The sequence below is a fragment of the Mycetohabitans sp. B8 genome (assembly GCF_021991875.1).
Classification (GTDB): domain Bacteria; phylum Pseudomonadota; class Gammaproteobacteria; order Burkholderiales; family Burkholderiaceae; genus Mycetohabitans.
The window spans coordinates 33,655-45,613 of sequence record NZ_JAHLKR010000011.1 but is presented as its reverse complement, the minus strand read 5'-3'; the positions used below and the strand labels follow the sequence as shown (position 1 = coordinate 45,613).

Here is an 11,959-nt window from a genome sequence, read left to right as displayed (position 1 = left end):
CAAAAAAGGGTGACGGCACTGGCATCGCCGGCCCTCACCCTTTGCGGTTTTCACCGGCGGCCCGCCGTCGTATTACCGCAAGCCGCTGATGTACTCGGCCACCGCCTTGATCTCATGATCACTGAGCCGCGCCGCGATTTGGCTCATCGGCACGTTGTTGTTGCGCGTGCCTTGCGCGAACGCCCTCAATTGGGCAATTGTGTAGTCGCTCCACTGTCCGGCCAGGCGCGGATACTGCGCCGGGATCCCCGCGCCGGCGGGCCCGTGACAACCCGCGCACGCCGGCACGCCCTTTTCGGGGAGGCCGCCGCGCCAGATCCGCTGGCCCACCGCCACCAACGCGTTGTCGCTCGCGAATCCGAGCGTTTGCTGCTGGGACGCGAAATAGGCCGCCACGTTCGCTGTGTCCTGTTCCGACAGCACGGCGGCAAAAGGTGCCATCACGTCGTTCTTGCGCTCCGGTTGCTTCGTGCCCGGTTGCGTCTTGAAATTGCCCAATTGCTTAACGGTATAGTCCGCGTGCTGCCCGGCAAGCTTCGGGAATGCCCCACCCGCGCTGTTGCCGTCCGTGCCATGACACGTCGCACACACCTGGACGGCAATGGTCTGTCCTCGATTGAGGTCCGGCTTTGCCAGCGCATCCGCCGCTGCCGCCACCCCTGCCCCTGCCAACACCGTACCGATTCCTGCCAACATTTGAAGCACGATCACAGACCTGCTCAATCGGTTCATTCGCACACCTTGTTTCGTCTTGTAGGAAAGAGAACGGAGGTTCTGCAACAAACGACGGTAGGCATCCTCCGCCGACCTGGCGGGCACGCAATCAAATCGTCACAATCGGATCGTCAGTAAACCGTCGCATTGTACAATAACGCGCTATTCGCGATGATGCCAGCCCGGGGTTGCCCGGCCACTGCCCTTGCATTGCGCCGCCCCGTTGGTGATCTCATGCCCTTGCTACATCAGTCCCATTTTTTCACGACCGTCAACCATCTGCGCGACCTGCCCGCGACGATACAGCCGGAAGTGGCGTTCGCCGGCCGCTCCAACGCCGGCAAGTCCACGGCGATCAACGTATTGTGCAACCAGAAGCGGCTTGCGTTCGCAAGCAAGACGCCCGGACGCACCCAGCATATTAATTACTTTGCGATCGGGCCGGCGCACGCGCCCGTCGCGCACCTAGTCGATCTGCCTGGGTACGGGTACGCCGAAGTGCCCGGCGCCGCCAAGGCGCATTGGGAAGCGTTACTGAGCACCTACCTGACGACGCGGCCGCAGATCCGCGGCATGATCCTTGTGATGGATTCGCGGCGGCCATTCACGGAACTGGACCGGCGCATGGTCGAGTGGTTCGGCGCGACCGCGCGGCCGATCCACGTGCTGCTGACCAAATGCGACAAATTGACACGGCAGGAAAGCATGAATGCATTGCGTGACGCGCAAAAAGCCGCCACCGCTTACCAGGCTAGCGGTCTGCGCAGCGAGATCACGATACAGTTGTTTTCGGCCCTCAAGCGTACCGGTCTAGACCAGGCTCATGCACTGCTGGAGCATTGGCTGGCACCTGACGGCGCTTCGCAGGCGGGTGCGCCATCCGGTCCCGAGGCGAGCGAATAAGCGTGCGCCGATAAAAAAACCCGCCGTCACGCGGCGGGCCAACAGCCTAATCGTAGAACGACAGGCACCCGCTCAGGGAGGAGAAGCGGGGAGTTCCGCACATTGTGCGGCGCTCGCTCGGTATGATATACCAATGGCCTAAAAAGTTTTGGGCGCCGCCATCTGTCCAATAACGTACTCGAATACGCATCCCCATGAGCTTCTTCCCCCAATACCGTCCGCGCCGCATGCGTCGTGATGATTTCTCGCGCCGCCTGATGCGTGAGAACCACCTGACGACGGATGATCTGATCTACCCGGTATTCATCGTCGAAGGCACGCAGGTTCGCCAACCGGTAGCCTCATTGCCAGGCGTCGAACGCACGTCAGTCGATTTGTTGATGGGCGTGGCTGAACAATGTGTCCAGGCCGGCATTCCGGTGCTGTCGTTGTTCCCGGCGATCGAGCCGTCACTGAAGACGCCGGACGGCCGGGAAGCGACCAACCCCGACGGGCTGATTCCGCGGGCAGTGCGCGAACTCAAGCGCCGTTTTCCCGAGCTCGGCGTGCTAACCGACGTCGCGCTGGATCCGTACACGAGCCATGGACAAGACGGCGTGCTGGACGAGCATGGCTACGTCATCAACGACGTGACCTCGGCAATCCTCGTGGAGCAGGCACGCACGCAAGCGCAGGCCGGCGTCGATATCGTGGCGCCATCGGACATGATGGACGGCCGGATCGGCTCGATCCGCACAATGCTCGAGCACGAAGGCCATATCCATACCCGGATCATGGCTTATGCGGCCAAGTATGCATCGGCATTTTACGGCCCGTTTCGTGACGCGGTCGGTTCAGCGGGCAATCTGGGCAAGGGCGACAAGATGACGTACCAGATGGACCCGGCCAATGGCGACGAGGCGCTGCGCGAGGTCCAGTTGGACATCGAGGAAGGTGCGGACATGGTGATGGTCAAGCCTGGCATGCCGTACCTGGACGTCGTGTATCGCGTGAAAGAAGCATTTCACTTCCCAACCTATGCTTATCAGGTCAGCGGCGAATACGCGATGCTGAAGGCCGCCGCGCAAAACGGCTGGCTGGACCACGATAAGGTCGTCATGGAGTCGTTGCTGGCGTTCAAGCGGGCTGGCGCGGATGGCGTGCTGACCTACTTTGCACTGGATGCCGCCCGTATCCTGCGGGAACAGCGTCGCTGATACCGCCCACCTCGCACGGGCGTGATCCAGCCTGAGTAATCCGGCCTGAGTGATCAAGTCTGAGCGACCCGGCCTCAGCGATGCAGCGGGCGCGATCGGCGAAAATCATCCGGCGGGAACTATCCACGGGAGGCAGTCCAGCGCCGGTGAGCTAGCAGCGGGCCCCGCCTCTGGCATGGTCCAGCGTCACGTCGCCGGCAGCGCTCGTTCCAAGACTTTTAGCCGGCGATCGGGGATGGGGCGCCGATCAGGCGGTCCAGGCTTTTCAAGAAAAGCTCCGGCGACTGATAGCCGACGACCCGAGCCAGTTCCCGGCCTTGAGCGTCGAAGAAAATGATTCCGGGCGGCCCGAACAGCCGGAAGCGCCGCAGCAACGCCTGGTCGTCGGCGTTGTTCGCCGTAACGTCGGCACGCAGCAGGCTCATCGACGCCAATCTTGTCCGCACACGCTCGTCACTGAACGTAAACTGCTCCATTTCTTTGCAACTGGTGCACCAGTTCGCGTAGAAATCCAACATCGCCGGCCGCCGCGCCGCGCCCAGCGTCTGATCCAACTGTGCCGTCGACGTGACCGGGGTAAAGGTAGGCGCAGTGATCATTGCCGCAGCCCCGGGCCCGGTCCGCGCGCCGGCAAAGACAGCGAGCGGTCTGAACGGATCCGACGAACCGGCGGCCACCCCGACCAGCAGCGCGACACCCCACACGGCAAGCGCCGCGGCCAGGCCCTTGCTCAATCGCGCGCCGATCGATACCGCGCCGGTCGAGCGATCAAAAAGCCGCAGTAGCGCTGCTGTGAACAGTAGCCATAGCGCCGCCAGCGACATCGAGATCGTGCCGGGCAACACCGGTGTCACGAGCCATAGCGCGACGGCCAACAGCATCATGCCGAAAATGCGCTTGACGGCGTCCATCCAGCGACCCGCGCGTGGCAGCAGCGCGCCGGCCCCGATTCCAACGACCAGCAGCGGCACGCCATTGCCGAGCCCCATCGCGAACAGCGATGCGGCCCCCACGCCGATGTTGCCGGTATGCGCGATGAACAGCAGGACCGCAGCCAGCGGCGCGGTCATACATGCGCCGACGACGACGGCCGACAACGCCCCCATGATAAAGGCGGCCGCAAACCGGCCCCCTGCCTGGCGCTGCGACAGCGCATTGGCGCGGTCCTGCAGCCCCTGTGGCAACTGAATATCCCGACCAGCCAACAACACGCCCCCCATCCCCGCGATCAGTACCGCGAAGGCACCGAGCACCCATCGGCTCTGCAGCCACGCCCCGAGGCTTTGGCCGATCGCCGCGGCTGCTACGCCGAGCAACGCGTACACCAGCGCCATGCCAAGTACATAGGCTACTGACAACGCGAAGCCGCGCGCGCGTGTCACGTGGGCCCCTTGGCCAACAATGATCGATGACAGGATCGGGATCATCGGCAGCGAGCAGGGAAACAAGCTCAACACGATGCCACCGGCAAAAAAGAACGCCAGCACAGCAAACAATCCATCCTGTTGCAACACTGCTCGCGCATCGTCGGCGCTGAAGAAGCGCTCGATCAACGAACCCGATCGTGCATTGCTGTCACCAGTCGCCGTCGCACCTGCCACGCCAGCCTTGAGCGCCGGGCCGTTCAGATGCACGACGTGCTCGGCCGGCGGGTAACAGATCCCCTGGTCCGCGCAGCCCTGCGACGTCACGACAAGATCGAACGCGCCGCCCGCGCGGCTAATGGGCACCGTGATGACAAGATTGCCACGGTACATCTCGACGTCTTTATTGAAGGTTGGGTCGAACTTGATCTTGCCAGGCGGCAACTGTGGCGCCCCCAGCGCGGCATCGCCCGACTTGATAGCAAACGCAAAGCGCTCGCGGTACAGGTAGTAGCCGTCGGCAATGCTGAAATGCAACTCGACCGTCCCCGGCTTTTCGACCGAGCTGAATTGAAACGCGTCTTGTGGATCGAGAAAATCGTCGCTCGCCCACGCGGCGCGGGACGCCCCAGTCGCCCACAGTACCGCGATGAGCAGCGCGATCCCGGTCAACCATGACGCAGCAACCGAACGTTTGAAAGACAGACTAAACATGTGTCGGACGTGATGTCTGCGTGTCAACCCACAACGCGTAGGCAGGCGACGACGCAGCGGACCAGGACAGGATCTCCGGCGTCTGATACGGATGGTTTGCGGCAATAAATTTTTCCAACTCGAACGCGCGCGCCATCGCCGTCTTGAACAACAGCGGCACCTCGTCCGCGTGCTCGAGGCTGCCTTGCCAGTGATAGACCGAGTGAGACGGCGCAAGTTGCGTCGCACAGGCCGCTAACCGCGCGTCCAGTACGGCGCGCGCAAGCGTCGCCGCGGCCTGGGCATCGGGCAAGGTCGTAAGCATTAAGATAACGGTCGATGACACCCCTTCCTCCCGCATCATTGAACGATGAGCGGCGCTTGCCGGGCACGCCGCCTCTACCGCAATATCGTAACACCCGCGCACGATCGTGTTCGTGCGCGAAACCAGCATTCGGTGCGCCGCGTAACAAAAAAAGGCCAAGCGGAGCTTGGCCTTTTGATTTGCTGACGGCAGCGCTTATTCGCTTTCTACCGCTTCCGCCGCTGCTTCCTCGACAACCGGACGGTCAACCAACTCAACCAGTGCCATCGGTGCATTGTCGCCGACGCGGAAGCCGAACTTCAGGATTCGCAAATAGCCGCCCGGGCGCGTGGCGTAGCGCGGACCGAGCACTTCGAACAACTTCGATACCGACTTGTCGTCGCGCAGCCGCGCGAAAGCAAGACGGCGGTTCGCGACAGACGGCTTCTTGCCCAGCGTGATCAGCGGCTCGACGACCTTGCGAAGCTCCTTTGCTTTGGGCAACGTCGTCTTAATGACTTCGTGCTCGATCAACGAGTTCGACATATTACGGAGCATGGCCAAGCGGTGGCTGCTCGTGCGGTTTAGTTTCCGCAAACCGTGACGGTGACGCATTTCAGTTTCCTTGATTCAGAGTTTTGATCCAGCTCTTCTATTGCGCGACTCGATACGAGGAACGTGCACGGGCCGGTACAGGATACGACAAGACGCGGATTCTAAAAGAATATCCACGTCATTGCCAGTTCATTACAATGGGCAGCGATGCCCACCGATTATTTGTCGAGGCCAGCCGGCGGCCAATTCTCCAGCTTCATGCCGAGCGTCAAGCCACGCGAAGCAAGCACTTCCTTGATCTCGTTCAACGACTTGCGGCCCAGGTTCGGCGTCTTCAGTAGCTCGTTCTCGGTACGCTGGATCAGGTCGCCGATGTAGTAGATGTTCTCGGCCTTCAGACAGTTCGCGGAGCGGACCGTCAGTTCGAGATCGTCCACCGGACGCAGCAGGATCGGATCGATCTGCGGCGCGCGCGACGGCGCTTCAGCCGTCGTTTCGGTGCCTTCCAGCGCCGCAAACACGGACAACTGGTCGACCAGGATGCGGGCCGATTGACGAATCGCTTCCTCCGGCGAAATCACGCCATTGGTCTCGATGTTCATCACAAGCTTGTCCAAGTCGGTACGCTGCTCGACGCGTGCACTCTCGACCGCGTAGCTGACCCGGCGAACCGGCGAGAACGACGCGTCGAGCACGATGCGGCCGATGACCTTTGCGCTTTCGTCACCATAGCGGCGTACGTTGCCCGGCACATAGCCACGTCCCTTCTCGACTTTGATCTGCACGTCGAGCTTACCACCCTTGGATAAATGGGCGATAACGTGCTCCGGATTGATGACCTCGCAATCGTGTGGCACCTCGATATCACCGGCGATCACCACACCTTCGCCTTCCTTGCGCAGCGTGACGGTCACTTCATCGCGGTTGTGCAGCTTGAACACCACGCCCTTGAGGTTCAACAGCAGGTTGACCACGTCCTCTTGCACACCGTCGAGCGTCGAATACTCGTGCACGACGCCAGCGATCGTCACTTCGGTCGGTGCATAGCCGATCATCGACGATAGCAAAACACGCCGGAGCGCATTGCCCAAGGTGTGGCCATAACCGCGTTCAAACGGCTCCATGACCACTTTCGCGTGGTTGTCGCCAAGCGAATCCACTGCGATGATCTTGGGCTTCAACAAACTGGTTTGCATAGGTTTTCCTTTTCAATACCCTCGGCTCGTTACACCGATAAGGCTGACCGGTGACAACCTGAAAGACGAACAGCCGAGCCACCGACGCACGCGCGCGGACAAGCAGCTCGGCCTCGATACGATTAGCGCGAATACAATTCGACGATCAGGCTTTCATTGATGTCACCGGCAATGTCGCTACGCTCGGGCACGTGCTTGAAGGTGCCTTCGAACTTCTTCGCGTCGACCGACACCCAACCCGGGAAGCTGTTCTGCTCGGCCAGCGACAACGCCTCTTGAATTCGCGTTTGCTTCCGCGCTTGCTCGCGCACGGCAACCACATCACCGGCTTTCACCTGCAACGACGGGATGTTCGCCACCTGACCGTTCACGGTGATTGCCTTGTGGCTGACCAGCTGACGCGCTTCAGCGCGCGTCGAGCCAAAGCCCATGCGATACACGACTGTGTCCAGACGCGATTCGAGCAGTTGCAGCAGCGTTTCGCCGGTGTTGCCCTTGCGGCGATCAGCTTCGGCGAAGTAACGACGGAACTGGCGCTCGAGCACGCCGTAAATCCGCTTCACCTTCTGCTTTTCGCGCAGCTGCAGACCGTAGTCGGACGTGCGTGCGCCCGACGTGCGACCATGCTGCCCCGGCTTGCTGTCGAGCTTGCACTTATCGGCGAGCGAGCGACGCGCGCTCTTCAAGAACAAATCGGTGCCTTCGCGGCGGGACAGTTTTGCTTTCGGACCGGTATAGCGTGCCACTTTGCAATTCCTTAACGTTGATTTACACGGATCTGGCCGATCCGCGCTAGTTCGCACCCTTTGGGCCGAACGGTGGACTTAGTCGATAAACTCAATACAGCGAGCCTGTTGCCGCGCACGGCAACAGGCTCCAATACACTTGCCCACATCAGATGCGGCGGCGCTTCGGCGGACGGCATCCGTTGTGCGGCACCGGCGTCACATCGGAAATCGCCGTGATTTTGATGCCAAGGCCGTGCAGCGCGCGAACCGCCGATTCACGACCTGGGCCCGGCCCCTTGATCCGGACCTCGAGGTTCTTCACGCCATACTCCATCGCAACGCGGCCAGCCGACTCGGCGGCTACCTGCGCAGCGAACGGGGTCGACTTGCGCGAACCCTTGAACCCTTGACCACCCGACGTCGCCCATGCCAGTGCGTTGCCCTGACGATCCGTGATCGTGATGATCGTGTTATTAAACGACGCATGGACGTGCACTACGCCCTCAGCGACGTTCTTTTTGACCTTCTTGCGAACGCGTTGCGCCGCGCTGCTGTTCGAAGCCTTAGCCATTACGTTTTCCTGTAACTGTCAGTTCCGCTTACTTCTTCAGCGCTTGGGCTGCACGACGCGGACCCTTACGGGTACGGGCGTTCGTGCGCGTGCGCTGACCGCGCATGGGCAGACCCTTACGATGGCGGACACCTTCGTAGCAACCGATGTCCATCTTGCGCTTGATGTTCATCGTCACTTCACGGCGCAAATCGCCCTCGACGACAAACTTCGCGACTTCATCGCGCAGCTTTTCGAGATCCGCGTCGGTCAGTTCCTTAACCTTCTTCGAAGTGTCCACGCCAGCTGCCACACAGATCAACCGTGCGCGCGAGGCACCAATACCGAGAATCGCCTGTAGGCCGATCACGGTGTGCTTGTGAACTGGGATGTTAACCCCTGCGATACGAGCCATTGTTTTTCCTCAAACAAAAAGCGCAAGCGTAGCCTTAGCCCTGGCGCTGCTTGTGACGCGGATCCGAGCTGCAAATGACGCGCACGACGCCCTTGCGCTTGATGATTTTGCAATTGCGGCAAATGCACTTAACCGATGCCATCACTTTCATGATATTACCCTTTTTCTCAATCACTTCGCCCGGAACACGATCCGCGCACGAGACAGATCGTAAGGCGTCAATTCCACCGTCACCTTGTCGCCCGGGAGGATCCGGATATAGTGCATCCGCATCTTTCCGGAGATATGCCCCAACACGACATGGCCGTTTTCCAGTTTGACCCGGAATGTTGCATTCGGGAGGTTTTCAATGACCTCGCCCTGCATCTGAATGACATCGTCTTTGGCCATATTCCTTGTGCTCAACGCATCGGGAGATTGCCGCCCTTGAAATTAGCTTTCTTGAGCAGCGATTCATACTGTTGCGACATAACGTACGACTGCACCTGCGCCATAAAGTCCATCGTCACGACGACGATGATCAGCAGCGAAGTGCCGCCAAAGTAGAACGGCACGTTCCAGCGCAGCACCAAGAATTCGGGCAAGAGGCACACGAATACGATATAGATCGCACCGGCCAGCGTCAGACGCGTGAGAATCTTGTCGATGTAACGCGCGGTCTGCTCGCCCGGGCGAATCCCCGGCACAAAGGCACCACTTTTCTTCAGGTTGTCGGCCGTTTCCTTACTGTTGAACACCAATGCGGTGTAAAAGAAACAGAAGAAAACAATAGCCAACGCGTACAACATTACGTACACCGGCTGCCCCGGCGCCAACGTCGACGCCAGATCATGCAGCCAACGCATGTTCGCGCCGGAGCTGACCCAGTTCGCGATCGTCGCCGGCAACAGGATGATCGACGACGCGAAAATCGGCGGAATCACACCCGACATGTTCAGCTTCAATGGCAGGTGCGACGACTGGCCACCGTAGATCTTATTACCGACTTGGCGCTTCGCATAATTCACAAGAATCTTGCGTTGCCCCCGTTCGATAAACACGACCAGATACGTGACCGCAGCAATCAGCACGACGATGACGATCGCCGAGATGATGCTCATTGATCCAGTGCGCACCAGTTCGAACAATCCGCCGATCGCGTTCGGGAAGCCCGCCGCGATACCGCCGAAGATAATAATCGAAATCCCGTTGCCCAAGCCGCGCTCGGTGATCTGCTCGCCAAGCCACATCAGGAACATCGTGCCGGTTACCAGCGTTACCACCGTTGTAAGCCGAAACATCATGCCTGGATCGATCACCAAGTTCGGCTGATTCTCGAGCGCAACCGCGATACTGAACGCCTGGAACGTCGCCAGCGCCACCGTGAAGTAGCGCGTGTACTGGGTAATCTTGCGCTGACCCGCCTGCCCTTCCTTCTTCAGCGCTTCCAACTGCGGGGACACGATCGCGAGCAGCTGCATGATAATCGATGCCGAGATGTACGGCATGATCCCTAGCGCAAACACCGTGAACCGCGACAGCGCGCCACCCGAGAACATGTTGAACATGGCTAGGATGCCGCCGGACTGGCTTTGGAACAGCTTGGCCAGTTGATCAGGATCGATTCCCGGCACCGGGATATGCGCGCCGATCCGGTAGACGATTAGCGCCAGCAGCAGGAAGACCAGCCGCCGGCGCAGATCGCCGTACTTCGGCCCACCGCGTCCAGTCTTTGCGAAAGTCGGACTGTTAGCCAAGAACCTTCTCCGTAGCAAATCCGAGTGACCGCGTCTGCAACGACTTACTCAGCAAACGAACCGCCCGCAGCTTCGATCGCAGCACGCGCGCTCTTCGTGGCGCCTACCCCCTTGATCGTGACCTTGCGCTTGATCTCGCCGGTCGCGATGATCTTCGCACTTTTGATCAACTCGCCCACGAGACCTGCTTGCTTCAGCGCCAGCAGATCGATTTCGTCGACCGGCAGCTTTTCCAGGTCGCCCAGGCGCACTTCACCCACGAACTCCTTCGTCAGCGACGTGAATCCGCGCTTGGGCAAGCGGCGTTGCAGCGGCATTTGACCGCCTTCGAAGCCCACCTTATGGAAGCCGCCCGAACGCGACTTCTGCCCCTTGTGCCCACGGCCCGCCGTCTTGCCCAGGCCGGAGCCGATGCCGCGGCCGACGCGACGCTTTGCGTGCTTCGAGCCTGCGGCCGGCTTCAGGTTGTTCAGTTCCATATTCACTCCTTGAGCTCGTGTCGCGCTTAGCCGATGACCTTGATCAGGTACGAGACCTTGTTGATCATGCCGCGCACCGCCGGCGTGTCCTGCAATTCGCTCACCGAGTTCAGGCGACGCAGGCCGAGGCCGCGCACCGTCGCGCGATGCGTGTCGCGGGTACCGATCAGGCTCTTGACGAGCTGGACCTTGACAGTTTTTTCAGACATGGTGACCACCCCGCCTTAACCCAAAATTTCTTCGACGCTCTTGCCGCGCTTGGCCGCGATATCGGCCGGCGTGGACTGGCGACGCAGACCGTCGAGCGTGGCACGAACGAGATTGTACGGGTTCGTCGAACCGTGGCTTTTCGCCACGACGTTCGTCACGCCCATCACCTCGAACACCGCACGCATCGGGCCGCCGGCGATCACGCCGGTACCTTGCTTGGCCGGTGCGAGCAACACCTGCGACGCGCCGTGCTTGCCGTGCGCCTCATGCTGCAGCGTACCGTTCTTCAACGGTACCTTGAACATGTTGCGGCGAGCCTGCTCCATCGCCTTCTGGACAGCGACCGGTACTTCCTTGGCCTTGCCCTTGCCCATGCCAACCCGACCATCACCGTCGCCGACCACCGTCAGCGCGGCGAAACCGAGAATCCGGCCACCCTTCACGACCTTGGTCACACGATTGACCGAGATCATTTTTTCGCGCAGGCCGTCGTCGCGTTCGTCGGCCTGAACCTTCGCTTGCATCTTTGCCATGACGAATCCCTATCCTTAGAACTTGAGCCCGGCTTCACGCGCGGCATCGGCAAGCGCCTTGACGCGGCCGTGATAGCGGAAGCCCGAGCGGTCGAAGGCGACGGATTCGATACCGGCAGCCTTGGCCTTCTCGGCGATACGCTTGCCGATCAACTGGGCCGCGGCGACATTACCGCCCTTGCCCGACTTGTCGGCCAGTTGCTGGCGCACCTCGACCTCGACGGTCGATGCGCTCGCCACCACCTTCGTACCGCACGGCGAGAACACCTGCGCGTAGATGTGCTGGTTGGTGCGGTGCACGGCCAGACGCGCAACCTGCAGCTCAGCGATCTTGATACGCGTTTGACGAGCACGGCGCAGGCGAGATTGAGTCTTATCCATGA

17 protein-coding genes are annotated in these 11,959 nt (G+C 60.7%); 2 read left to right on the top strand and 15 right to left on the bottom strand.

Features of this window, described 5'->3' with window-relative positions; all coding sequences use genetic code 11:
- Positions 1-72 precede the first annotated feature (72 nt).
- Positions 73-732: a cytochrome c gene (locus KQH60_RS04635; RefSeq protein ID WP_237575387.1), complete on the bottom strand. Its 660-nt coding sequence runs from the start codon at positions 730-732 to the stop codon at positions 73-75.
- A 216-nt stretch (positions 733-948) separates the two neighbouring features.
- On the opposite strand from KQH60_RS04635, the gene yihA reads away from it, so the two are divergent.
- Together yihA and hemB are read left to right on the top strand one after the other, a co-directional pair.
- Positions 949-1,617 (top strand): ribosome biogenesis GTP-binding protein YihA/YsxC, encoded by a 669-nt coding sequence (gene yihA / locus KQH60_RS04630; RefSeq protein ID WP_237575386.1) that lies wholly within the window; start codon positions 949-951, stop codon positions 1,615-1,617.
- Positions 1,618-1,811: 194 nt separating this feature from the next.
- The gene (hemB, locus tag KQH60_RS04625; RefSeq protein ID WP_237575385.1) at positions 1,812-2,813 is read left to right on the top strand and encodes a porphobilinogen synthase; all 1,002 of its coding nucleotides are present in this window, start codon (positions 1,812-1,814) and stop codon (positions 2,811-2,813) included.
- A 218-nt stretch (positions 2,814-3,031) separates the two neighbouring features.
- Here hemB and dsbD read toward each other — a convergent pair whose 3' ends face one another.
- The 14 genes from dsbD to rplR form a co-directional block, all read right to left on the bottom strand.
- The gene (gene dsbD / locus KQH60_RS04620) at positions 3,032-4,891 is read right to left on the bottom strand and encodes a protein-disulfide reductase DsbD (protein WP_237575384.1); all 1,860 of its coding nucleotides are present in this window, start codon (positions 4,889-4,891) and stop codon (positions 3,032-3,034) included.
- Positions 4,884-5,234 (bottom strand): divalent-cation tolerance protein CutA, encoded by a 351-nt coding sequence (cutA, locus tag KQH60_RS04615; RefSeq protein WP_237575497.1) that lies wholly within the window; start codon positions 5,232-5,234, stop codon positions 4,884-4,886. The genes dsbD and cutA overlap by 8 nt, the downstream gene beginning before the upstream one ends.
- A 156-nt stretch (positions 5,235-5,390) precedes the next feature.
- Entirely contained in the window at positions 5,391-5,789 is a 399-nt protein-coding gene (rplQ, locus tag KQH60_RS04610) for a 50S ribosomal protein L17 (RefSeq protein WP_237575383.1), read from the bottom strand.
- A gap of 158 nt (positions 5,790-5,947) precedes the next feature.
- Positions 5,948-6,925 carry a DNA-directed RNA polymerase subunit alpha gene (rpoA, locus tag KQH60_RS04605; RefSeq protein WP_013434811.1) on the bottom strand — a complete coding sequence of 326 codons (978 nt, stop codon included), beginning with the start codon at positions 6,923-6,925 and terminating at the stop codon, positions 5,948-5,950.
- Between the two features lie 122 nt (positions 6,926-7,047).
- Positions 7,048-7,671 carry a 30S ribosomal protein S4 gene (gene rpsD, locus KQH60_RS04600; protein WP_237575382.1) on the bottom strand — a complete coding sequence of 208 codons (624 nt, stop codon included), beginning with the start codon at positions 7,669-7,671 and terminating at the stop codon, positions 7,048-7,050.
- A 148-nt stretch (positions 7,672-7,819) separates the two neighbouring features.
- A complete protein-coding gene (rpsK, locus tag KQH60_RS04595) occupies positions 7,820-8,224 on the bottom strand; it encodes a 30S ribosomal protein S11 (RefSeq protein ID WP_237575381.1) in 405 nt (134 codons plus the stop codon).
- A gap of 28 nt (positions 8,225-8,252) precedes the next feature.
- Entirely contained in the window at positions 8,253-8,618 is a 366-nt protein-coding gene (gene rpsM / locus KQH60_RS04590) for a 30S ribosomal protein S13 (protein ID WP_013434807.1), read from the bottom strand.
- Between the two features lie 34 nt (positions 8,619-8,652).
- Positions 8,653-8,769, bottom strand: coding sequence for a 50S ribosomal protein L36 (rpmJ, locus tag KQH60_RS04585; protein ID WP_041754149.1), 117 nt, complete (start codon positions 8,767-8,769; stop codon positions 8,653-8,655).
- Between the two features lie 20 nt (positions 8,770-8,789).
- Positions 8,790-9,008 carry a translation initiation factor IF-1 gene (infA, locus tag KQH60_RS04580; RefSeq protein ID WP_004521905.1) on the bottom strand — a complete coding sequence of 73 codons (219 nt, stop codon included), beginning with the start codon at positions 9,006-9,008 and terminating at the stop codon, positions 8,790-8,792.
- Positions 9,009-9,019: 11 nt separating this feature from the next.
- Positions 9,020-10,354: a preprotein translocase subunit SecY gene (gene secY, locus KQH60_RS04575; protein WP_237575380.1), complete on the bottom strand. Its 1,335-nt coding sequence runs from the start codon at positions 10,352-10,354 to the stop codon at positions 9,020-9,022.
- A gap of 44 nt (positions 10,355-10,398) precedes the next feature.
- Positions 10,399-10,833 carry a 50S ribosomal protein L15 gene (gene rplO, locus KQH60_RS04570; protein WP_237575379.1) on the bottom strand — a complete coding sequence of 145 codons (435 nt, stop codon included), beginning with the start codon at positions 10,831-10,833 and terminating at the stop codon, positions 10,399-10,401.
- A gap of 26 nt (positions 10,834-10,859) precedes the next feature.
- Entirely contained in the window at positions 10,860-11,042 is a 183-nt protein-coding gene (gene rpmD / locus KQH60_RS04565; protein ID WP_237575378.1) for a 50S ribosomal protein L30, read from the bottom strand.
- 15 nt (positions 11,043-11,057) lie between these two features.
- Entirely contained in the window at positions 11,058-11,576 is a 519-nt protein-coding gene (rpsE, locus tag KQH60_RS04560; RefSeq protein ID WP_076785633.1) for a 30S ribosomal protein S5, read from the bottom strand.
- Between the two features lie 15 nt (positions 11,577-11,591).
- The gene (gene rplR / locus KQH60_RS04555; protein WP_013434799.1) at positions 11,592-11,957 is read right to left on the bottom strand and encodes a 50S ribosomal protein L18; all 366 of its coding nucleotides are present in this window, start codon (positions 11,955-11,957) and stop codon (positions 11,592-11,594) included.
- Positions 11,958-11,959: the final 2 nt, after the last annotated feature.